This window comes from Pimelobacter sp. 30-1, from assembly GCF_018831735.1.
GTDB lineage: Bacteria > Actinomycetota > Actinomycetes > Propionibacteriales > Nocardioidaceae > Nocardioides.
Map to the genome: position 1 here is coordinate 191263 of NZ_NHTS01000004.1, position 20370 is coordinate 211632.

22 protein-coding genes and 2 riboswitches are annotated in these 20370 nt (G+C 74.9%); of the genes, 8 read left to right on the plus strand and 14 right to left on the minus strand.

The features are described from left to right. Positions 1-60: 60 nt before the first annotated feature. Positions 61-279: riboswitch (cobalamin riboswitch) on the minus strand. A 99-nt stretch (positions 280-378) separates the two neighbouring features. After that, positions 379-588, plus strand: a riboswitch (cobalamin riboswitch). Between the two features lie 54 nt (positions 589-642). Genes CCO04_RS10690 through CCO04_RS10705 form a run of 4 tightly spaced genes read left to right on the plus strand, consistent with a single transcriptional unit; the run spans position 643 to position 4163 of the window. Then, positions 643-1647: an ABC transporter substrate-binding protein gene (locus CCO04_RS10690; protein ID WP_215814130.1), complete on the plus strand. Its 1005-nt coding sequence runs from the start codon at positions 643-645 to the stop codon at positions 1645-1647. Then, positions 1647-2717 (plus strand): iron chelate uptake ABC transporter family permease subunit, encoded by a 1071-nt coding sequence (locus CCO04_RS10695; RefSeq protein ID WP_215814131.1) that lies wholly within the window; start codon positions 1647-1649, stop codon positions 2715-2717. Before CCO04_RS10690 ends, CCO04_RS10695 begins: the two co-directional genes overlap by 1 nt. Next, complete coding sequence (locus CCO04_RS10700; RefSeq protein ID WP_215814132.1) at positions 2714-3490, plus strand: ABC transporter ATP-binding protein; 777 nt, start codon at positions 2714-2716, stop codon at positions 3488-3490. The genes CCO04_RS10695 and CCO04_RS10700 overlap by 4 nt, the downstream gene beginning before the upstream one ends. Then, positions 3483-4163, plus strand: coding sequence for a ferredoxin (locus CCO04_RS10705; protein WP_215814133.1), 681 nt, complete (start codon positions 3483-3485; stop codon positions 4161-4163). Before CCO04_RS10700 ends, CCO04_RS10705 begins: the two co-directional genes overlap by 8 nt. Here the strand turns inward: CCO04_RS10705 and CCO04_RS10710 are convergent. Both CCO04_RS10710 and CCO04_RS10715 read right to left on the minus strand, forming a co-directional pair. Further along, the gene (locus CCO04_RS10710; protein WP_215814134.1) at positions 4114-4743 is read right to left on the minus strand and encodes a 3-oxoacid CoA-transferase subunit B; all 630 of its coding nucleotides are present in this window, start codon (positions 4741-4743) and stop codon (positions 4114-4116) included. The genes CCO04_RS10705 and CCO04_RS10710 overlap by 50 nt on opposite strands. Before the next feature lies 1 nt (position 4744). Further along, the gene (locus CCO04_RS10715) at positions 4745-5509 is read right to left on the minus strand and encodes a CoA transferase subunit A (protein WP_215814135.1); all 765 of its coding nucleotides are present in this window, start codon (positions 5507-5509) and stop codon (positions 4745-4747) included. A 131-nt stretch (positions 5510-5640) separates the two neighbouring features. On the opposite strand from CCO04_RS10715, the gene CCO04_RS29735 reads away from it, so the two are divergent. Further along, positions 5641-6414: an IclR family transcriptional regulator gene (locus CCO04_RS29735; protein ID WP_215814136.1), complete on the plus strand. Its 774-nt coding sequence runs from the start codon at positions 5641-5643 to the stop codon at positions 6412-6414. A 30-nt stretch (positions 6415-6444) separates the two neighbouring features. Beyond that, positions 6445-7083, plus strand: a complete 639-nt coding sequence (locus CCO04_RS10725; protein WP_215814137.1) for a hypothetical protein — start codon at positions 6445-6447, stop codon at positions 7081-7083. Here CCO04_RS10725 and CCO04_RS10730 read toward each other — a convergent pair. Genes CCO04_RS10730 through CCO04_RS10750 form a run of 5 tightly spaced genes read right to left on the minus strand, consistent with a single transcriptional unit; the run spans position 7080 to position 11139 of the window. Next, positions 7080-8489 carry a 3-hydroxyisobutyryl-CoA hydrolase gene (locus CCO04_RS10730; RefSeq protein ID WP_215814138.1) on the minus strand — a complete coding sequence of 470 codons (1410 nt, stop codon included), beginning with the start codon at positions 8487-8489 and terminating at the stop codon, positions 7080-7082. The genes CCO04_RS10725 and CCO04_RS10730 overlap by 4 nt on opposite strands. After that, positions 8486-8734 (minus strand): hypothetical protein, encoded by a 249-nt coding sequence (locus tag CCO04_RS10735; RefSeq protein WP_215814139.1) that lies wholly within the window; start codon positions 8732-8734, stop codon positions 8486-8488. The genes CCO04_RS10730 and CCO04_RS10735 overlap by 4 nt, the downstream gene beginning before the upstream one ends. Positions 8735-8777: 43 nt before the next feature. After that, positions 8778-9545, minus strand: coding sequence for a MerR family transcriptional regulator (locus CCO04_RS10740; RefSeq protein ID WP_215814140.1), 768 nt, complete (start codon positions 9543-9545; stop codon positions 8778-8780). Positions 9546-9550: 5 nt separating this feature from the next. After that, complete coding sequence (locus tag CCO04_RS10745; protein WP_215814141.1) at positions 9551-10339, minus strand: ABC transporter permease; 789 nt, start codon at positions 10337-10339, stop codon at positions 9551-9553. Continuing rightward, positions 10336-11139 (minus strand): ABC transporter ATP-binding protein, encoded by an 804-nt coding sequence (locus CCO04_RS10750; RefSeq protein WP_215814142.1) that lies wholly within the window; start codon positions 11137-11139, stop codon positions 10336-10338. The genes CCO04_RS10745 and CCO04_RS10750 overlap by 4 nt, the downstream gene beginning before the upstream one ends. Positions 11140-11228: 89 nt before the next feature. Here CCO04_RS10750 and CCO04_RS10755 point away from each other — a divergent pair, with 89 nt between their 5' ends. After that, positions 11229-12452, plus strand: coding sequence for a low temperature requirement protein A (locus CCO04_RS10755; RefSeq protein ID WP_215814143.1), 1224 nt, complete (start codon positions 11229-11231; stop codon positions 12450-12452). Here CCO04_RS10755 and CCO04_RS10760 read toward each other — a convergent pair. Together CCO04_RS10760 and CCO04_RS10765 are read right to left on the minus strand one after the other, a co-directional pair. Then, positions 12438-13601, minus strand: coding sequence for a DUF4185 domain-containing protein (locus tag CCO04_RS10760; protein ID WP_215814144.1), 1164 nt, complete (start codon positions 13599-13601; stop codon positions 12438-12440). The genes CCO04_RS10755 and CCO04_RS10760 overlap by 15 nt on opposite strands. A gap of 30 nt (positions 13602-13631) precedes the next feature. Next, entirely contained in the window at positions 13632-14438 is an 807-nt protein-coding gene (locus CCO04_RS10765) for a D-alanyl-D-alanine carboxypeptidase family protein (protein ID WP_215814145.1), read from the minus strand. 165 nt (positions 14439-14603) lie between these two features. Between CCO04_RS10765 and CCO04_RS10770 the strand changes: the two genes are divergently transcribed. Further along, positions 14604-15782 carry a serine hydrolase gene (locus CCO04_RS10770; protein WP_215814146.1) on the plus strand — a complete coding sequence of 393 codons (1179 nt, stop codon included), beginning with the start codon at positions 14604-14606 and terminating at the stop codon, positions 15780-15782. Here the strand turns inward: CCO04_RS10770 and CCO04_RS10775 are convergent. From CCO04_RS10775 to amiA, 5 genes are all read right to left on the minus strand, one after another. Further along, positions 15773-17041 (minus strand): MFS transporter, encoded by a 1269-nt coding sequence (locus CCO04_RS10775; protein ID WP_215814147.1) that lies wholly within the window; start codon positions 17039-17041, stop codon positions 15773-15775. The genes CCO04_RS10770 and CCO04_RS10775 overlap by 10 nt on opposite strands. Beyond that, complete coding sequence (locus tag CCO04_RS10780; RefSeq protein WP_215814148.1) at positions 17038-18381, minus strand: YcaO-like family protein; 1344 nt, start codon at positions 18379-18381, stop codon at positions 17038-17040. Before CCO04_RS10780 ends, CCO04_RS10775 begins: the two co-directional genes overlap by 4 nt. Continuing rightward, positions 18378-19406, minus strand: a complete 1029-nt coding sequence (locus tag CCO04_RS10785; RefSeq protein WP_215814149.1) for a CocE/NonD family hydrolase — start codon at positions 19404-19406, stop codon at positions 18378-18380. The genes CCO04_RS10780 and CCO04_RS10785 overlap by 4 nt, the downstream gene beginning before the upstream one ends. Then, a complete protein-coding gene (locus CCO04_RS10790) occupies positions 19403-20110 on the minus strand; it encodes a hypothetical protein (RefSeq protein ID WP_215814150.1) in 708 nt (235 codons plus the stop codon). The genes CCO04_RS10785 and CCO04_RS10790 overlap by 4 nt, the downstream gene beginning before the upstream one ends. 79 nt (positions 20111-20189) lie before the next feature. After that, positions 20190-20309: a streptamidine family RiPP gene (amiA, locus tag CCO04_RS28480; RefSeq protein ID WP_240532646.1), complete on the minus strand. Its 120-nt coding sequence runs from the start codon at positions 20307-20309 to the stop codon at positions 20190-20192. Between the last annotated feature and the right edge of the window lie 61 nt (positions 20310-20370).

Sequence of the window (20370 nt, forward strand, 5' to 3'; positions counted from 1 at the left end):
GTCGTCGGCAGGCGCCTGCTCAGCCGTCGGCCTTCCCACGAGGCCTCGGACCACCGCACCCGGCGGGTGCGGTGCGCTGGCAGGTCTTCGGACTCGCGGGCGTCTCCTCGAAAGGAGTCCTACTGGCCGTCGCTTCCCAGGTCGCACGTCGCGACCCAGTGCTTGTGTGACGGCGGTCGTTCCCACTCACCGCTGCGGGGCAGTCCCGGACTTCCACCGGGTTCCCTCTTGCCTCCGCGCCCCTGGGTGGGGCGAGGAACCAGCTACGAGAACCACCATATGTAGGGGTTGCTCAGATCCGTGGGACCTAGATCTGGTGTCGGCGTGTCGGGTGCCCCGGAGGTGAGATATCCCACCAAGAGCGCCCGGGCGGCGCGTGCTAGCGTCCGCATCGCCAGTCGTGCTCACGATGCAACGTGAGTCAGGGAACCCGGTGAGAGTCCGGGACTGACGCGCAGCGGTGAGGGTGACGGGCGGGGCAACACGCCACTGGTGGCGGGCAGCAGACACTCGGCTGACCGACTCCGGGAAGGCGCTCCGTCCGGTCGATCCCGAGTCCGAAGACCTGCTGGCCGTGGATCTCGAGGGTCCGCGACACACCCGCACCACAGGCTTCGCGCAAGAGCCTCGGACCCGAAAAGAGTGACCGTGACGTCGTCCCGTCGTACCCGCTTCCTGCCTGCCCTGGCCGCCGTGCCGCTCCTCCTCGCCGGGTGCGCCGGCGCTCCCGAGGCCGAGGACAAGGGCCCTGCCACCACCGCCGGCTTCCCGGTGGAGGCCAGCAGCTGCGGCTTCACCTCGACCATCACCGCGCCGCCCGAGCGCGCGGTGACCATGAACCAGGGCGCGACCGAGGTCATGCTCGCGCTCGACCTGTCCGACCGGATGGCCGGCACGGCGTACCTCGACGACGCGGTGCCGCAGAAGTGGCAGCCGGCGTACGACGAGGTGAAGGTGCTCGCCAAGGAGTACCCCGACAACGAGACCCTGCTCGCCGCGAAGCCGGACTTCGTCTACGCGTCGTACGCCAGCGCCTTCGACGCCGACAACGCCGGCGCCCAGGACGAGCTGACCAAGCTCGGCATCGGCTCGTTCCTCTCGCTCTTCGGCTGCGGCGAGAACAAGCCCAGCGCCGATGTCTCGTTCGACTCGGTGTGGGACGAGATCGAGGTCGTCGCCGACGTCTTCGGCGTCCCCGAGCGCGCCGACGCGCTGGAGAAGGAGCAGCAGGGCCAGCTCGACACCCTCGCCGCGGACAAGCCGGGCGAGGGCCTGGACGTCTTCTGGTTCGACTCCGGCGACAAGACCGCGTTCGCCGGTGCCGGCGAGGGCGGCCCGCAGCTGATCCTCGACGCCGTGGGCGCGACCAACGTCTTCGGCGACGTCGAGGGCGGCTGGGCCGACGTGAGCTGGGAGCGGGTCGTCAAGACCGACCCCGACGTGATCGTGCTGGCCGACGCGAGCTGGTCCACGGCCGACGACAAGATCGCGATGCTCGAGAAGGACCCGGTGCTCAAGAACCTGCGCGCGGTCAAGGCGAAGCGGTACGTCGTGATCCCGTTCTCGGAGTCCACGCCCGGCGTGCGGCTGGCCGACGGAGCCGTCTCCGTCGGCGCCCAGCTCGCCGACCTGCCCCCGCTGGGCTGATGCTGCAGGCGGCCCGGCCGTCCCGGCCGGCGCGCACCCGGTCGGGAACGGGCCTCGTCGCGGGCGCCGCGCTCACCGTCGCCCTCGTCGCCACCGTCGTGGTGGCGGTGGGGATCGGCTCGGTGCACGTGCCCGCCGGCGACGTGGTCGACGTGGTGCTGCGCCGGATCGGCCTGCCGGTCGACGGCGTGACCCTCATCGACGACCGGATCGTCTGGCAGCTCCGGATGCCCCGCGTGGTGGGCGCCGCGGCCACCGGCGCCGGGCTGGCGCTGGCCGGCGCGGTGCTGCAGTCGCTGACCCGCAACGACCTGGCGGATCCGTACCTGCTCGGCATCTCCGGCGGCGCGACCGTCGGGGCGGTGACGGTGATCGTGCTCGGCGTCAGCGTCGCCGGGCTGGCCGGCAGCGCCGCGCTCGGGCTGGCCGCGTTCGTCAGCGCCCTGCTCGCCCTGGCGCTGGTGCTCGGCCTGGCCACGGGCCGCACCGGCGACCTGCCGCCGGCCCGGACCGTGCTGGCCGGGGTCGCGGTGGGCCAGCTCTGCGCGGCGTACACCTCGTTCGCGGTGATGATGAGCGGCGACCACGACGCCGCCCGGCGGGTGCTGGCCTGGACCATGGGCTCGCTCGCCGGGGTGCGCTGGCACAGCGCCGGGGTGCTCGTCGCCGTCGCGCTCGTCGCCCTCGTCGCGATCCTGCTGTACGCCGCCGACCTCGACGCCTTCGCGTTCGGGGACTCCTCGGCGGCCTCGCTCGGCGTCTCGATCCGGCGTACCCGCTGGGTGCTGCTGATCGGCACCGCGCTGCTCACCGCGTGCCTGGTCGCCTACACCGGGGCGATCGGGTTCGTCGGGCTCGTCGTGCCGCACGTCGTCCGGCTGGTGTGCGGGCCGCTGCACCGGCGGCTGCTGCCGCTGAGCGCACTGGCCGGCGCGGTGCTCATGATCTGGGCCGACACCGTCGCCCGCTCGCTGGTCGACGGCCAGGAGATCCCGATCGGCGTGGTGACCGCGGTGCTCGGGGCGCCGCTGTTCGCCTACCTGCTGCGGCGCGAGTCGAGGGCGCGATGAGGATCCACGCCGAGGGCGTCACCTGGGGCGTGCGCAGCCGCACGATCGTCCACGACATCACGCTCGACTGCCCGGCCGGCACCATCACCGGCCTGCTCGGCCCCAACGGCTCGGGCAAGACCACGCTGCTGCACGTGATGTCCGGGCTGCGCCGGCCGGCCTCCGGCACGGTCCGGCTCGGGGACGACGACGTGCACCGCCTGCCCGCCCGGGTGCGCGCGCGACGGATCGCCGTCCTGGAGCAGCACACGTCGACCTCGCTGCCGCTCACCGCGCGCCAGGTCGTCGAGCTGGGCCGGATCCCGCACCGCGGCCGCTGGCCCGCGGCGCGCGACGAGGGCGCCGGCGAGGTCGCCGAGGCGATGCGGCGCAGCGGCGTCGACCACCTCGCCGACCAGGACTGGAGCACCCTGTCCGGCGGCGAGCGGCAACGCGTGCAGCTGGCCCGCGCGCTCAGCCAGGAGCCCGACGTCCTCATGCTCGACGAGCCGACCAACCACCTCGACCTGGCCCACCAGCTCGACCTGCTGGCCACGGTCCGCGCCCTCGGCCGGACCACGGTCGCCGCGCTGCACGACCTCGACCTGGCCGCCGCCTTCTGCGACCGGCTCGTCGTGCTGCGGGCGGGCCGGGTGGTCGCGGCGGGCTCGCCCGACGAGGTGCTGACCGCGGACCTGGTCCGCGACGTCTACGGCGTCGAGGCGACGGTCGGGCGCCACGACCACTCCGGCCGGCTGCACGTCGTGTGGCACGACGGGAGGGTCCGTGCCTGAGCAGGGGTCCGCCGTCGTGCTCGTCGTGATGGGCGCCGAGGGCGCCCGGCACGCACCCGAGCTCGCCGCGGTCGCCGCGGCGACCGGTGCGTCGCTCGCCTACCTCCAGCAGGGTTCGCCCAGCCTCGCCGAGGAGCTCGACCGGCTCCACGCCGACGGCGTCACCCGGGTCGAGCTGGTCGGGATCGCGCTCGGCGCGGCGACCGCCCGGTCGTGGCTGCGCCGGGTGGCCGGGCACTGGCGGCGTACCCACCCCGAGGTGGAGGTCGTGATCGACAAACGCGCGGTCACCGGCACCGAGGCGGCGTTGACGTCCCCGGCGTGGGAGGAGGTGCCGGGCCACGCGCGCCACCTGCTGGTGTGCCGGGGACCGCGCTGCTCGGCGCGCGGCTCGGGAGCCGTGCTGGCCGCGGTGGACGACGAGCTGCGCCGTCAGGGCCTGGGCGACGACGACGTGCTCGTCACCCAGACCGGGTGCCTGTTCCCGTGCAACCAGGCGCCCGTCGTGGTGGTCCACCCCGACGACGCCTGGTACGGCGGCGTGACCGCCGAGCAGGCCCGGGCGATCGTCGTTGACCGCCCGGGACCCGCTGGTCCTGCTGGTCCGGCGGAGCCGGTGCGGCTCAGACGAGAACCGGCGGCTCGGTCTTCTCCCGCACCTCGTCCTCGGTGACCCCGGGGGCGAGCTCGACGAGCCGCAGCCCCTCGGGCGTGATGTCGAGGACGCACAGGTCGGTGATGATCCGCTGCACGACGCCCTTGCCGGTGTAGGGCAGGCCGCACTCCTCGACGATCTTGTAGGAGCCGTCGCGGGCGACGTGCTCCATGAGGACGACGACCTTCTTGGCGCCGTGGACCAGGTCCATCGCGCCGCCCATGCCCTTGACCATCTTGCCGGGGATCATCCAGTTGGCGATGTCGCCGCGGACCGAGACCTGCATGGCGCCGAGGATCGCGGCGTCGATCTTGCCGCCGCGGATCATGCCGAAGCTCAGCGCGGAGTCGAAGAAGCTCGCGCCCGGACGGACCGTCACGGTCTCCTTGCCGGCGTTGATGAGGTCCGCGTCGACGTCCTCGTCGGCCGGGTAGGGGCCGACGCCGAGGATGCCGTTCTCGCTCTGGAGCACGAGCTCGACGTCGTCGGGGACGTAGTTGGGCACCAGCGTCGGCAGCCCGATGCCGAGGTTGACGTAGTCGCCGTCGACCAGCTCGGCGGCGGCACGGGCCGCCATCTCCTCACGTGACCATGCCATGTCAGCGGACCGTCCTCTTCTCGATGCGCTTGTCCGCCGCCTGCTCGGGGGTGAGCGGGACGACGCGGTGCACGTAGACACCGGGCAGGTGCACCTGGTTGGGGTCGATGTCGCCGGGCTCGACGAGCTCCTCGACCTCGGCGACCGTGATCCGGCCGGCCATCGCGGCCAGCGGGTTGAAGTTGCGGGCGGAGTCGCGGAACACGAGGTTGCCGTGCCGGTCGCCCTTCCACGCGCGGATCAGGCCGAAGTCGCCGACGATCGCCTCCTCGAGGACGAACTCCTGCTCGCCGTCGCGGGTGTCGAAGGTCATCACGGGCTTCTGGGGGGACGTCTTGATGACCTTGCCCTGGTCGTCGTACTTCCAGGGCAGGCCGCCGTCGGCGACCTGGGTGCCGACGCCGGTGCGCGTGTAGAACGCCGCGATGCCCGAGCCGCCGGCCCGCATCCGCTCGGCGAGCGTGCCCTGCGGCGTGAGCTCGACCTCGAGCTCGCCGGAGAGGTACTGGCGCGCGAACTCCTTGTTCTCGCCGACGTACGACGCGACCACGCGCCGGAGCCGACCGGCCGTGAGCAGCATGCCCAGGCCCCAGTCGTCGACGCCGGCGTTGTTCGAGACCACCTCGAGGTCCTTGACGCCCGCGTCGAGGAGGGCCTGGATGAGCACCGACGGAATGCCGCAGAGCCCGAAGCCGCCGACCGTGAGGGTCGATCCGTCCGGGATGTCAGCGACCGCCTCGGCCGCCGAACCGATCACCTTGTCCATGCCCGCCAGTCAACGGGCCGGACGTCCCACGGTCAATGAGCGAGCGCGGTTCGGCGGCGGATCTCTCGCACGCCGAGCGCTACTCGTGAGTTGCGTCCACTCAGTGAACGCCGGTCGGCTAGCCTGGCGCCGTGGACACCGGACCCAGCGTCGTCGGCCGGGTCGCGCACCTGCTCCGCGCGCTGGCCGGGCGCGAGCCCGACGGCGTCAGCACCACCGCGCTGGCCGCCGCGACCGCGCTGCCCCGCCCGACCGCGCACCGACTGCTCAGCGCGCTGCGCGAGGAGGGCCTGGTCGAGCGCGACGAGAGCACCGGCGCCTGGCACCTGGGGCCCGAGTGCTTCCTGCTCGGCGCCGCCGCGACGAGCCGCCACGACATCACCCCGATCGCCCGCGAGACCGTGCGCCGGCTGGCCCGCGAGACCGGGGAGAGCGCGTTCTTCTCGGTGCGCCGCGGCGACGAGACGGTGTGCCTGCTGCGCGAGGACGGCAGCTTCCCCATCCGCTCGCACGTGCTGCACGAGGGCATCCGGTTCCCGCTCGGCGTCGCCTCGGCAGGGCTGGTGCTGCTGGCCTTCCTGGGCGAGCGGGAGCGGACGGCCTACCTGGCCGACGCCCACCTGGAGACGCCGTACGGCGCCGAGCACGCCCCCGCCCGGCTCGCGGCGCGGATCGCCGACACCCGGGCCACCGGGTACGCCGTGAACCCCGGCCTCATCGTGCCCGGCAGCTGGGGCCTGGGCGCGGCGGTCTTCGACGCGCACGGCGAGGCGCGCTGGGCGCTGAGCCTGACCGGCATCGAGGCCCGGCTCGCACCCCCGCGCCAGCAGGAGCTCGGCGAGCTGCTGCTGCGCGAGGCGCACGCGCTCACCGGGCGACTGGCGCCGCGACGGGGGCACCGCTGAGCCGGTCCGGGACGGTGGCAGGCTGGACGCATGCACGACGACTCCGCGACGACCGGTGAGCGGCTCGCGACCTGGCTCGAGGGCCTCGGCCTGGGCGACCACCTGGCGGACGCCGGGCTGCCGACCTTCGAGCGCGACCTCGGCGGCGTGGTCCGCTGGCGCGACCCCGGCACCGGGATGCCGCTGAGCGCGGAGCAGCTCACCGACCTCGACCGGGTCCTGCACCAGGACGGCGAGGACCCGGCCCACGCCGTACCGCTGGCGTTGGTGCAGCTGCGCCGCCGGGCCCGGGTCCGGGCCGCGCTGCTGGCCAGCCCGGCGCACACCTACGCCAGCCTGGCCGCGGTCCGCGGCGCGACGGAGAACGCGACCCGGTTCGCGGTGCACAAGGCGGCCGAGCGGCACGCGCTGCTCGTCGTACCGCACGACGGTGGGGTGCTGGTGCCCGCCTTCCAGCTCACCGACGCCGGTGAGCTGCGGCCCGAGCTGGGCGCGATCCTGGAGCCGCTGCTGGCGGCGGGGACGGATCCGTGGCAGGTGTGGTCCTGGCTCACCCAGCCCGCGGGACTGCTCGGGGGCGACGTCCCGCACGAGCTGGCCCGCGACGCCGACGAGGTGGACGTCGTCCGGCACGCGGCGGTGCGGCTCGCGGAGCGGGCCGGCGCCTAGCGGCGCTTCTCGAACCGGAGGTCGCCGTCGGGCAGGTCGGCGACCGCCGTCCACCCGAGCCGGCGGTAGAAGCCGGCCGCGCGGCTGGCGCCGTCGGTGGTCAGCCAGATCACCGGGTGGTCGGCGAGCAGGGCGCTCTCGGCACGCTCCATGAGCAGCCGGCCGAGGCCGAGGCCCTCGTGCTCGGGGCCGACGAAGCAGGCGAACACGCACGCGTCGTCGGTGTCGACCATCGCGAAGCCGGCCGGTACGCCGGCCACCTCGGCGACCCAGAGGCACTCCGGGCCGTCGGCGATCGCGGCGCCCAGCGCGTCGGCGGTGATGCCGAGCTCGGTGAGCTGGTCGCGGGAGAGGTGGTTCTCGGTGACGCTCGTGCGGATCGCGAAGATCGCGTCGAGGTCGGCGGTCGTGGCCGGCCGGACCGTCGGCATGGGCGCCCAGCGGGGCGCGTGGTCCTTGTCGACCAGCACCGCGCGGACGCCCTCGACGAAGTCGGGGCTCGCGATCGTCGTCCGGGCGGCGTCGAGCTCGGCGGCCAGGCAGCCGGGCAGGTCGCGCTCGCGACCCTCGGCGAGCAGCCGGTCGGTGAGCGCGAGGCTGGCCGGGGAGGCGGCGTCGAGGGCCGCCCGGGTCTCCTTGGCCCAGTCGCTGTCGAGCGCGCCGAGCCGATCCCGTACGCCGGCCAGGTCGGCCGCGCCGAACACCCGGTCGATGTCCGCCCGGACGGCGCTGAGCGGCCCCGGCTGGTCGAGGGCGTCGGCCGGGGCGAGCGAGCGCAGCAGCGTCTCGAGCGGGCCGTCGTGGGCGTCGATGAGCCCGGGCAGCCGGGCCAGGTCGGCCGCGGAGCAGGCGTGGGTGGCCAGGCCGAGCGCGAGGGCGTCGGCCGCACCGACCCGGGCGCCGGTCAACCCGAGGTAGCGCCCGACCGCACCGGGCAGCCGGGGCAGGACGTGCGTGGCGCCGACGTCGGGGAAGAAGCCGATCTTGGTCTCCGGCATGGCGAAGGACGCGTCCGGCCCGACCACGCGGAAGGGTCCGTGCACGCTCAGGCCCATCCCGCCGCCGAGGCAGAGGCCGCCGACGAGCGCCACGACGGGGACCGGGTAGGCGCCGAGGAGCGCGTTGACGGCGTACTCGGTGGTGAAGAAGCGCAGGCTCTCGTCGTGCCGCCCGGCCAGCGTGTTCTCGCGGACCCGGCGGATGTCGCCGCCCGCGCAGAACGCGCGCTCCGAGGCGCTCTCGACGGTGACCGCGCGCAGGTCCGGGTCGTGGCGCCACTCGTCGAGCGCGGCGTGGATCCGCTCGACCATGGTGAGGGTCAGCGCGTTGAGCGCCCGGGGGCGGTCGAGCACGATCCGGCCGACGCGGCCGAGCCGCTCGATCCGGACTCCTTCGTCGTGGCTCACCTGATGGGCAGGCCCTGCAGCCGCTCGGCGGTGTCGCCGACGCGGGTACCGCCGCCGGGGAGGGTGCCGGCCTGCCAGTCGCTGACCGTCGAGCGGGCGTCGAGGTCGACACCCGGGTTGGCCCGGGCGTACTCGGCGACGACCCGGTCGGGGTCGACGCGCTCGCCGTTGACGATCAGCCGGCGGTAGGCGACGAGCTGTCGTACCGGGTAGGTCCGCGAGGCGTGTGCAAGATCCCGAGTCACGGGTGCCACGTTACGCCCCGCCCGCCGCCAGGGGCAGCGGTGGTCAGGAGGTGATCCGCTCCAGCTTGGTCCAGCCGGTCCAGCCGCGCTCCTCGAGCAGGGCCATCAGGCGCGGCGCCATCGGGACCAGGTCGACGAACACCGAGTCGAGCAGCGCGACCAGGCTGTCGGGGATCGGGACGTCGTCCCAGGTCGCCTGGTCCACCTCCTCGGCCGTCTCCAGCGTCCCCACCAGCCGGTCGGCCAGCCCCGGCAGCCGCGGGTCGTCGGGCGCCCACCCGATCGCGTCGCCGAGGTCGCGCAGCAGCTCGTCGGTCGCGGCGTCGTCGAGCTGGGCCTCCTTGAGCGCCATGAACAGCGGCATGTGCTCGGGCATCTGTGCCGCGACGAGGATCCACGCGTCGCGCTCACCGGCGATGAGCAGGTCGGAGAACCCGAGCGCGCGCATCCGGTCGAGGTAGGCGACCGCCTCGGGCGGCAGCGCCAGGTTGTCGCCCGCCGCGAGCTGGGCGATCCGCTCCCGGTGCCGCTGCCGCTCCCGGATCTCCGCCCGCAGCCGCCGGTCGATGTCGGCGACCGCGGCGGCGAACTCGTCGGCGTCCGCGTCGAGCAGCTCCGCCACCCGGGCGAGCGGTACGCCGGCCTCGGCCAGCGTGCGGATCTTGATCAGCTCGGCCACCGCGCGGGCGTCGTAGCGGCGGTAGCCGGAGTGGTCCCGCTCGGGCTCCGGCAGCAGCCCCTTGGCGTGGTAGTGCCGGACGGCGCGGATGGTCACGCCGGCGTACGACGCCAGCTCGCCGATGGTCAGCACAGGGGTCAGCCTGCCCGAACCCGGCTGAACAGGCGACGTGCCCACGCGAAGCACAGCACCGTGACGAGCACGCACCACCCGATCGCCCACACCGCGTCCGAGCCCGGGTCGCCCCCGGCGAGGAAGGCGCGCAGGGTGTCGATGATCGGCGTGAACGGCTGGTGCTCGGCCACCCAGGCCAGGCCGGTCGACATCGAGTCGGTGGGCACGAAGGCGCTGGACAGGAAGGGCAGGAGCATCAGGAACATGGGGGTGTTGCTCGCCGTCTCCACGCTGCCGGCGGCCAGGCCGAGGGCCACGCAGAGCCAGGTGAGCGCGATCGCCAGCAGGGTCAGGATGCCGATCGCGCCGAGCCAGCCGGCGATCCCCGCGTCGGGGCGGTAGCCCAGGGCCACGGCGAGGCCGAGCACCACGGCGACCGCGAACGCGGTCTGGAGGACGGCCGCCCCGACGAGCCCGGTGAGGACCGAGGACTTCGCGATCGGCATGGTCCGGAACCGGTCGATGATGCCCTCGGTGGCGTCCTTGGCGGCGTAGATCGCGATGCTGAGCGCGACCGAGGAGACGGTGATGATGAGGATCGCGGGAGCGACGTACGCCAGGTAGGCGTCGCGGCCGCCGCCGCCCGGCAGGCCGGCGCCCATGGTGCCGCCGAAGACGTAGACGAAGAGCAGCAGGAACAGCACCGGCTGGGCGATGAGCATGATCGTCAGCGACGGGTAGCGCAGCATGTGCTTGAGGTTGCGGCGCAGCATGGTGCGCGAGTCGCGCACGGTGTGGGCGAGGGTGGTCATCGGACCGCCTCCTTCTCGTTCTCGTTCTCGTCGTCGTTCTCGTCGTCGGTCTGGTCGGTGCGGGCCGGGTGCCCGGTGAGGGCGAGGAAGACGTCGTCGAGGGTCTCGCCGCCGGCCTGCTCCTTGAGCTGCGCCGGAGTGCCCTCGGCGACCAGGCGGCCGCCGTCCAGGAGGCCCACGGTGTGGGCGAGCTGGTCGGCCTCCTCGAGGTACTGGGTGGTGAGCAGGATCGTGACGCCGTCGGCGACGAGCTCGCGCACGATCTGCCACAGGTCGCGGCGGCTGCGCGGGTCGAGGCCGGTCGTGGGCTCGTCGAGGAAGATCACCTGCGGGCGGCTGACCAGGGTCATCGCCAGGTCCAGGCGCCGCTTCATCCCGCCCGAGTACGTCGCCGCGCGCCGGTCCGCCGCATCGGTCAGGCCGAACCGGGCGAGCTGCTCGTCGACCCGGGCCCGGGCGTCCGGCTTGGGCAGGTGCGCGAGATCGGCCATCAGCCGCAGGTTCTCGCGCCCGGTGAGCAGCTCGTCGATCGCCGAGAACTGACCGGTCAGGCCGATCGAGCGGCGGACCGCGTCGGCCTGGGTGCGGACGTCGTGCCCGGCGACGGCGACGGTGCCCGCGTCGGGCGCCAGCAGGGTCGAGCAGATGTTGACCGTGGTGGTCTTGCCGGCCCCGTTGGGGCCGAGGAGCGCATAGACCGTGCCCGCCGGCACGGTGAGGTCGAGGCCGTCGAGGACGACCTGGTCGCCGTACGTCTTGCGGAGGGCGGCGACCTCGATGGCGGGTGTCGTGAGGTTCATGAGAACAGCGTGGAAGGTTGACGCTGCGTCAAGGTCAAGCCCCGATTCTCGACGATTCCTGGGTCGCTCCGGCGTGGTTGACTCCGCGCATGACCACCGAGGACCGGACGGTGACCGAGGAGCGCCACGCGAGCTGGGCCGAGCTGTTCTTCGACCTCGTCGTCGTGGCGGGCGTCGGGACCCTCGCGCACGTCGTCCACGAGGACGTGGGCGGACGCGGACTGCTGCTGTACGCCGCGCTCTTCCTGACGTTCTGGCTGAGCTGGACCACGTTCATGCTCTACGGCAACGCCAGCGGCGCGCAGACCCGGACCGTGCGGCTGCTGGCCGGCATGTTCGGCCTCGCGGTGATGGCCGCGGCGACGCCCGGGGTCGCCGAGGAGGTGCTGCACCACGGCGCCGACGGTGCCGAGGGCGCCGGGATCACGATGACCAACGCCTTCGCGGTCGCCTATGTCGTCACCCGGGTGATCGGCGCGGGCTCCTGGCGCCGGGGTGCGGTCGTCGTCGACTGGCCGCTCGCCCAGCAGATCACCGGTGCGATCCCGTTCCTGGTCTCGGTGTGGGTCGACGAGCCGTGGAAGTTCGTCCTGTGGGGGCTGGGGATCGCGATCGACCTCTTCCTCCTCGTCGTCGTCTCCGGCGACGACATGATGGAGGGCGCGCAGCAGCGCATCGACGCGATGTCGCGCCGCGACCCCGAGCGGATGAGCCGGTTCGACGGGCTCGTGCCGGTGCGCTTCGAAGCCGAGCACCTCGCCGAGCGCCTCGGCCTGTTCGTGATCATCGTGCTCGGCGAGGGCGTGATCCAGAGCGTGCGGGCGGCGTCCGGCGCGGTCTGGGACGGCGCCCTGCTCGGCACCGGGCTGGCCGCCTTCCTGCTGCTCGCCGGGATGTGGGGGCTGTCCGTCGTCCACGGGCACGCCGGCGTCCCGCACCTGCGGCCGGGCACCGTGCCGCAGCGGCTGGCCCTCGCCCTCCACGCCGGTACGACGGCGTCCCTCGCCGCCGCGGCAGCGGCCATCGGCGCCGCCGTCGGCCACGGCGGTGAGCCGCTCGACGAGCCGCAGCGCTGGCTGCTGTGCGGGGCGGTCGCGGTCTGGTTCACGCTGGGCCTGGTCGCGAGCCTGTGCTCGCGCGGTCTCCACGTGGTCCAGCCGTTCTTCTGGCTGGTCACGGGCGTCGCCGTACCGCTGGTGATCGCGGCGCGCGGCGCGGACCTGCGCAGCTCGGCCGTGCTCTGGTACCTCGTCGCCGTCGTCGGCGCGCACCTGCTCGTCGAACGGCGGCGGCAGCGCTCAGCCGCCGGGTAGCCGCACCCGCAGGAAGCGCGGCCGGTAGCGCCGCGGGTCGTCGCGCACGACGGCGAAGTCGGTGTTGTTCTCGCTGTAGCTCACCACCACGGTGCCCGGCTCGGGCAGCAGGTCCGGGTGGGCCAGGGGCAGGTAGCGCAGGGTTCCGGTCGCGGCGTCCGACGGGATCTCGGCGACCGGCGGGGCGGCGACGAACGGGCCGGTCGGGGCCGGGGCCTCCCAGACGACGAGGTCGCGGCCGAGCACCTCGTCGCGCTTGCTGATCGCGTACCAGCGGTCGCCGTCACGGAAGACGCTCAGCGTCTGCGAGACCCCACCCTGGCGCGGGATCAGGACGGCGGCGCGGTCCGCGTCCGGCGTCCAGGCGGTGCCGTCCCAGTACTCCCACGCCCTCGGGTCGCCGACCGACTCGGGGCGGCTCCGGGCGACCCGCAGGTCGAAGCCGGTGGCGAGGGCGTCGCGATCGCGCGAGGTCGCGTAGAGATAGGCCCACCCGTCGTCCACCACCGCGGCGGCGCCCCACATCGGACGGCTCGGGTCGACGGCGTCCGGGCCGACGTCGCGGACCGAGACGAGGTCGGGCGCCTCGCCGGGCGGGACCCGGAAGAGGGCGACCGCCGGACCGAGGATGTCGAAGCCGAACACGCCGGAGCCCGGCTTGGGGCGGACCCGCTGCACGCCGACGCCGACCAGGTCGTAGCCGTCGCGGGAGACCGCGGCGATCGACATCGGCCAGTACCCCACCCCGTCCGCCCGGTCCGGTACGACGGCGCCCCGGTCGCGCGGCAGCACCACCTGACCGCACCCGGGCGAGAAGAGCAGCATCGAGTTGTGCACGAACTGCTGCCCGTCGAAGTCCGGCCCGCGCAGGGTGTCACCGAAGACGAACATGCCGCGGCCGTCCTGGAGCCGGACGCTCGCGCCGACGTCCCCGCCCGCGAACGCGACGTCGCCCCGGGTGCGGGTGACGAACCGGTTGAGCTCGTCGATGGTGTCGAGCCCACCCGTCGGGACGCACGGCTCGAGGACCGTGGTCGACGCGGCGGGCGTGAGGGTGAGCCGGTCGGGGTCGGTATCGGCGTCGGGACCGGTGCACCCGGCGAGCAGCAGCCCGCCGGTCACCAGCGCCGCGACGGCCCGTCTGCCCATGGGAGCCATCCTGCACCGCGGAGCCATGCCCTAGGGCGTCCCGATGTACTCCCAGTGCCACGGCTCCGGCCGTGACCCGTGCTCACGTGCCCAGCCCGGGTTGACCCAGCCGAAGCCGCCGGCGTTCTCGCTGAACCACCGGTGCTGCTCGCTGTCGAACCGCTCGACCCCACCGCACAGGTCGACCGCGACGCCCCAGCCGTGGTTGCTGGTGCCGGGACGCGCGGCGAGCCCGGGCTTGATCGCGGCGAGGCGCTGCTGCGAGCCGAGGTCGCGGTAGGCGTCGGTCATGCAGACCTCGCTCCCGAACCGCCGCTCGTACGACGAGGCGAGGCGCGACCACGCGGCCGCGGCGTCCCCGCGGAGCAGGAAGCCGTCGGGCAGCTCGCAGAGGTCCTCCTCCGGGATCTGGCCGTTGGGGCTGTCCAGCGTCTGCGGCGTGCGACGGCAGCCCTCGAGCCAGCCGGGGACGCGGTTGGTGGTCCCGCTGGTGGCGCGGGTCGCGCTGCGGCTCAGGGTGCCGGAGAGCAGGCGCTCGTCGACGGCCCGTTCCCGCGCGCGCTCGCTCTCCCGCGCCCCGGTGCCGCCGTCGGCGGCCGCGGCCGGGCGGACCGGGTCGATCGCGGCGGTCGGCGGCGCGGAGGCACCGGTGGTCGACAAGGTGCCGAGGACCACCGCGCCCACCGTGGCGACGCCGGCGACGATCGCGCCGGCGAGGTGGGGGCGACCGGACGCCGTACCGGACCGGGTCGACGTCCGCTCGGCCTTGCGCCGGCCCGCGACGGGGCGGGGGCGCCGCTCGCACGCGGGGGCGCGGTGCCGCGGATCCGAACCCACCCGTGAATCTCCTTGGCACCGCGACGACGAAGTACTAGAGAAGATAGTAGATCCACCCAAGGCGGCCGCTCCTACCGAAGTAGGGGACGGCCGGGGCCGCGAGTCTCCCCCGCTCCATCCCGTCGCCCGGCGCGCGCCGGCGCGCGGGTCGACAGGCTGGACGACGTGCGCCTCACCGGACTCGCCCTCGCCGCCCTGCTGACCACCACGACCCTCACCGCGTGCGGGTCCGACGACCCCGACACCAGCCCCACCTCGAGCCCCAGCGCGGGCGCGAGCACCGGCGCCCCCGCCGGGCAACCGCTCCCCGCCGGCGTGACCGCCCGCCTCGACAAGATCCTGGCCCGCGCGGTCCGCAGCGGCGACCTGCCCGGTGTCGCCGTCGGCGTCTGGGGCAAGGACGGCGAGTACGTCGCCGCGGCCGGGGTCGCCGACCGCGCCACCGGCGCCCCGATGCGGACCGACCTCTTCCACCGGATCGGGAGCGTCACCAAGACCTTCACGGTCACCGCGCTGCTCGTCCTGGTCGACCAGGGCCGGGTGGACCTCGACGACCCCGTCGACCGGTACGTCGACGGCGTCCCCGCCGGGGACCGGATCACGTTGCGCCAGCTCGCGGGGATGACCTCGGGGCTCGACGACTACACGTTCACGCCGGACTTCGTGCCGGACTACCTGGCCGATCCCGCGGCCGGGATGGAGCCCGCCTCGCTCGTCGCCCGGATCAAGGGCACCGCGCCGCGGTTCGCGCCGGGGAGCGAGGTCGCCTACTCCAACACGAACACCGTCCTGCTGGGCATGGTGATCGAGAAGGTCACCGGCCAGGAGCTCGCCGAAGTGATCGCCGAACTCGTCACCGCCCCGCTCGGCCTGGGCGACACCGTGCTGCCGACCGGCACCGAGATTCCCGACCCGCACGCCCGGGGGACCACCAACCAGACGGCCGACGGCTCGCTGCAGGACGTGACCGACTGGAACCCGTCGTGGGCGTGGGCCGCCGGCGCGATGACCTCGACGATGGAGGACCTGCGGATCTGGGCACCCGCCCTGGCGAAGGGCACGCTGCTCTCGCCCGCCCTCCAGGCCGAGCGGCTGCGGACCCGGCCGCTCGCGGAGGACGCCGACGGTGCCGGGTACGGCCTCGGCCTGTTCGACGTCAACGGCTGGATCGGGCACAACGGCAGCCTGCCCGGCTACAAGACGGTCGTCGTCTACCTGCCCGAGGCGGACCTGACCCTCGTCGCGATGACCAACACCGACGCCGAGGACGAGAAGCACAACCTCGCCGGGTCGGTGGTCAGCCCGATCACGGCGCTGCTCACGCCGGACCACGTCTACCGCTGACCGGCCGCGCCCTCGGGCGCCGGGCCGAACGCCTGCTCGCGCAGCACGTCGAGCCGGGCGAACCGGACCACCCCGACGACCAGCGCGACCACCAGGCTGGCGAGCAGGCCGAGCGAGGCGGCGCGCAGTGCCCAGGGGGTGCCGGCCGCGCCGGCGATGACGCCGGCCAGGGCGGCGCCGAGGGGGCTGCCGCCCCAGGCGATGAGCCGGGCGGTCGTGTTGACCCGCGACTGGAGGTGGTCGGGGGTGACCACCTGGCGGGTGACGATGCCGTTGACGATGAGCGAGGTCATCGCGAAGTTGAGCACCACGAGCAGCGGCAGGGCGAGGACCAGCGTCGAGGTGGCCGCGAGGGCGAGCAGGGCGACCAGCCCGACGGCGTACCCGGTGACGGAGATGATGCCGACGCCCAGGCGGGCCTGCACCCGGGGCAGCGCGAGGCTGGCGACGAACGTGCCGAGCGCCCCGGCCGCGAACAGCCAGCCGAGCGCGGGTGAGTCCGCGGCGAGACCGAGCTGCTCGACGCCGACCACGACGAGCAGGCCGGACGCCGCGCCGCCGGCCAGGCTCGCGCCGGTGCCGAGCACGGTCAGCCAGCGCACGACGGGCGTGGCCCAGATGAAGCGCAGGCCGTCGGCGACCTCGCCGCGCAGCCGGCGTCCCGGGGCGGGCCCGGTGCGGTCCTCGCTGCCGGGCCAGCGGAGCCGGGCGACGACCCCCGCCACCACCAGGTACGCCGCCCCGTCGATGCCGATCGCGAGGGCCGGCGAGGTGGTGGTGACGAGCAGGCCCGCGACGAGCGGACCGACCAGGCCGATCGCCGTACCGACGGTGACGAGGGTCGAGGTCGCCGAGGCGACCCGCTCCCGCCCGACCATCTGCGGCACCACCCCGAACGACGCGGCGTCGGCGAACACGAAGAGCGTCGAGACCAGGGTCGCCACCGCCAGCACCTGCCCGAAGCCCAGCACGCCCAGGACGTCGGCGAGCGGCACGGTGAGCAGCGCGAGCCCGCTCGCCGCACCGGTCACGACGAGCACCCGGCGCCGGTTCCAGCGGTCGACGAGCGCGCCGGCGGGCAGCCCCACCACCAGGTACGGCGCGGTCTCGGCCGCCGCGACCAGCGCGGTGAGCGTCGCGCTGCCGGTGAGCCGGTAGACGAGCACCGGCAGCGCGACCATGGTCAGCGCGTTGCCCGCCATCGCGACCGTCCGGGCCGCGAGGAAGCGCCGGTAGGTCGGGTCCGCGAGGGCGCTCACAGGCTGGGCGGGGGCAGCAGGACGAGGGACTCCGGGGTCGGCGCCCGGCCGGCGAGCTCGGTCCAGCGCGGCAGCCCGTAGTAGGGGAAGGCCGCCGGCGCGTTGGGGACCAGACCGCGCGCGCAGACGCGCACCACCCGCAGCGGGGTGAGCGCGATGTCCGGGGTGGTGAGGTCGCAGACGACGACCTCGTGGCCCGCGGCGGCGAGGGCGGCGCGCAGTCCGGCCTCGGTGCCGGTGGGGAGCGCGTCGAGCCCGACCGTCGTACCGGGGGCGGTGAAGCGGGGCATCAGCGTGCGCTGGACCTCCGGGTCGAGCCAGACCTGGGCCTGGGCGCCGAGGTCGCGCACGGCGGCCTGCTGGGCACCACCCGCGACGGCGAGGTAGTCGCGCTCGGGCCGGTGCGGCAGGTAGAGGCCCTCGGAGAGGATGCCGGCCCCGATCGCCGCGAAGACCCAGCCGTCGGCGTCGAGGAGTCCCTGGGTGAAGACCCAGCTGTGGATCGCCTCCAGGACCGCCTTGAGCGCCGTCTCGGCGGGGTCGAGCTTGGCCGAGAAGCCGCCGGCCGCGATCCCGGTGAGGGGGTCGTGGACCAGCGCCGCGACCACCGGTACGCCGAACCACGCGGGCAGCGCGACCAGGTGCACCTCCAGCCGGGAGCCCGCCAGGTGCTCGCGCAGACCCGGCACGCTCGCCGGGTCGATCCGCGGCGCGGACAGCCCGAGGTGCCACCACAGCGACAGCGCGTCGCGCTCGACGAGCTCGAGCAGGCCGCGGCGGGTCGCGTCGGCGACGTCCTGACCGGTGGCGATGCCCGCGTAGTTGACCGGGTGCAGGAAGGGCTCGCCCCGGCGGGCGCCCGTGCGCCAGTTGAGGTGGGCCCAGGACGCCGGGACCAGCACCGGGCCGTCCTCCCCGCGGCCCTCGACCCAGGCGATCTCCAGGTCGTCGGTGAACCGCGCGAAGGGGAAGCCGGGCCGGGCGTGCTGCCAGTCCGCGAAGAACCGCAGGTCCTCCGGCCCGAGCAGCCGGTGCCCCGCCGCGGCCAGGTCCCGGGCCGAGGCGCGCAGCAGCCCGTCGGGCACGTAGTTGCCGCAGTAGCGCTCGACCGCCTCGCCGATCGCGGCGATCCGGGCGCCCGCGGGGTCGCCGAAGGTGGTGCCCAGCGAGACCCGGTCGCTGGGCCAGTTGCCGTGCACCCGGGAGTCGGCGACCTCGGCGGTGATGCCGACGTACGCCGGCGGCAGGCCGGGCAGTCGCTCGACCGGGTGCAGCCCGGTCACCAGGCCGAAGTGCGGGTCGACCAGGCTGTCGACGGTCAGGGTGGCCGGTTCGGTCATGCGGTGAGCTCCAGGTGGTGGTCGGGGACGGCGCCCGGTCGGCGGTGCGACCGGGCGTAGCGGGGGAAGTCGTCGGGGCTCAGCCGCAGCGCCAGGCCGGGACGCTCGCCGTCGGCCAGCACGACCGGGCCGAGGGTGATCCGGTCACCGCGCGCGGCGCCGTGCGCGATCTCGCGCGCGCCGCCGTCCGGGGCGCGGACGACGAGCGACGCGCACCACTGCTCGTCCGCGGCGACCTCGGCCAGCCGGACGCTCGCCAGTGCGGGCGCTGCGGTCCGGGTGGTGCCGGCCCGGTCGAGGGTGAGCGCGCCCGTCGCGGGCCGCCCGGCGAGCAGGCCGTCGAGCCAGTCCAGGATGCGCGCCGCCCGGCGCGCTCCGGCGAGCCCGTGGTCCCACGGCCCGAGGACCAGCCGGGCCGGCCCGCCCCAGGCCGACCACAGGTCGACGGTGTCGTGCGCGAAGTAGTCGTCGGTGCCGCCGATCGCCAACAGCGGGCAGGTGAGACCCGCGACGAGCGCCGCCCGCTCGGCGTCCTGGCGGCGGGCGGCGAGGACGTCGGCCCAGGGCCGGCGGACGTCCTGGGCGAGCCACCACCCCAGCCGGGAGGCCAGCTGGAGGACGCCGCCCCGGGTGCGCGCCGTCTCGCCGAGACCGAGCGCGGGGACGGCGAGGACCACCCCGTCCGGTGCGGCGGTCTCGGCGAGCGTGGCCAGCGCGGCGTGCGCGCCGTACGAGGTGCCCAGCAGGACGACGGGCGCCTCCGCCCAGCCGCGGACCCAGTCCAGCAGCGCCGGCCCGTCCCCGGTGCCGGGCTCGGCGTAGGGGTGGAAGGCGCCGGGTGAGGCGTGCCGACCCCGGACGTCCTGGACGACGAGGCCGATGCCGTGGCCGGTCCAGCCCCGCGCCTCAGCCGCGTGGGACGCCGCGCCGTAGGGCGTGCGGGCGACGAGCACGGCCCGCGGAGAGGCATTCGGCAGCCAGGTCCAGGTGGCGAGCCCGGCGACGGCGCCGTGCCACGACCTCATCGCGGCGCCGGCGGTACCGGCAGCACCGGGTGCCGCGACGTCGTCAGCGCGACGAGGTCGACGACGACCACCTCGTACGCCGGACGCTCGGCCCGCAGCAGCTCGGCCGCCACCTGCACCGCGGCGAGCTCGAGCCCGGCCCCGGCCAGGGCCGGCATCCCCGAGCGGACGCCGGCACCGGACCGGCGCGCGACCCGCCGGTCGGTGTCGCGGTGGAGCGTCGCCGCGTGGTGCCGGGCGGCGACCTGACCGGCCGGGACGGCGGGCGGTGCGAGCAGCACCCGGTGCCCGCTCACCCAGCAGGCGGTCGCCCCGAGGTCACCGCCGTCGGGAAGGTCGTCGTGGTCCAGCGCGAGCACCGGCGTCCCGCCGGGCGAGGTGTCGGGCGCGGCGTCGGGCGAGGTGTCGGCCCCCATCCGGACCAGCGCCGCGCGCAGCGCGCCGGCCAGGACCCCCGTCCCCGTCACGCGCACGCGCCCCGGCCGCGGATCGGCCAGGCCGGCCGCGACCAGCGACGCGAGTGCGGCTCGCGCGCGGGGCGGGTGCGGCTCGCGGCCGGCGACCAGGGCGTCGACCAGGGCGTCCAGCTCGGGCGGGTCGAGGTGGACGTGGTGGTGGGTGTCGCCGGTGCGCAGCACGTGGCCGCCGGTGACGGCGTACAGCGCGACGTCGGGGCGCAGGCGGGCGGAGAGCGGGAGGTCCATGGGGCCTTCGGGTCCGGGGTCGGTCCCCGCGCAGCGACGCCGCGCGGGGACCGACCGGTGGGTCACGTCGAGCAGGCGGTCAGTCGCCCTCGGTGCCCTCGACCTCGTCGAAGGGGTTCTCGACCAGCGCGTTGCTGTGGCCGGCGCTGTGCGTCGAGAGCTGGGCGCGGTGGCTCACGGGGGTGAAGAACTCGTTCATGGGTGTCTCCTTCGTCAGGTGGCGCGACCCACGGATCGGGGCCGCGCCACGGACCGTATCG

Excerpts from the sequence above, each read along its gene's own strand:
- CCO04_RS10695 (WP_215814131.1), top strand. The coding sequence starts at position 1,647 with ATGCTGCAGGCGGCCCGGCCGTCCCGGCCGGCGCGCACCCGGTCGGGA.
- CCO04_RS10700 (WP_215814132.1), top strand. The coding sequence starts at position 2,714 with ATGAGGATCCACGCCGAGGGCGTCACCTGGGGCGTGCGCAGCCGCACG.
- CCO04_RS10710 (WP_215814134.1), bottom strand. The coding sequence starts at position 4,743 with ATGGCATGGTCACGTGAGGAGATGGCGGCCCGTGCCGCCGCCGAGCTG.
- CCO04_RS10715 (WP_215814135.1), bottom strand. The coding sequence starts at position 5,509 with ATGGACAAGGTGATCGGTTCGGCGGCCGAGGCGGTCGCTGACATCCCG.
- CCO04_RS10725 (WP_215814137.1), top strand. The coding sequence starts at position 6,445 with ATGCACGACGACTCCGCGACGACCGGTGAGCGGCTCGCGACCTGGCTC.
- CCO04_RS10745 (WP_215814141.1), bottom strand. The coding sequence starts at position 10,339 with ATGACCACCCTCGCCCACACCGTGCGCGACTCGCGCACCATGCTGCGC.
- CCO04_RS10750 (WP_215814142.1), bottom strand. The coding sequence starts at position 11,139 with ATGAACCTCACGACACCCGCCATCGAGGTCGCCGCCCTCCGCAAGACG.
- CCO04_RS10755 (WP_215814143.1), top strand. The coding sequence starts at position 11,229 with ATGACCACCGAGGACCGGACGGTGACCGAGGAGCGCCACGCGAGCTGG.
- CCO04_RS10760 (WP_215814144.1), bottom strand. The coding sequence starts at position 13,601 with ATGGGCAGACGGGCCGTCGCGGCGCTGGTGACCGGCGGGCTGCTGCTC.
- CCO04_RS10780 (WP_215814148.1), bottom strand. The coding sequence starts at position 18,381 with ATGACCGAACCGGCCACCCTGACCGTCGACAGCCTGGTCGACCCGCAC.
- CCO04_RS10785 (WP_215814149.1), bottom strand. The coding sequence starts at position 19,406 with ATGAGGTCGTGGCACGGCGCCGTCGCCGGGCTCGCCACCTGGACCTGG.
- CCO04_RS10790 (WP_215814150.1), bottom strand. The coding sequence starts at position 20,110 with ATGGACCTCCCGCTCTCCGCCCGCCTGCGCCCCGACGTCGCGCTGTAC.
- amiA (WP_240532646.1), bottom strand. The coding sequence starts at position 20,309 with ATGAACGAGTTCTTCACCCCCGTGAGCCACCGCGCCCAGCTCTCGACG.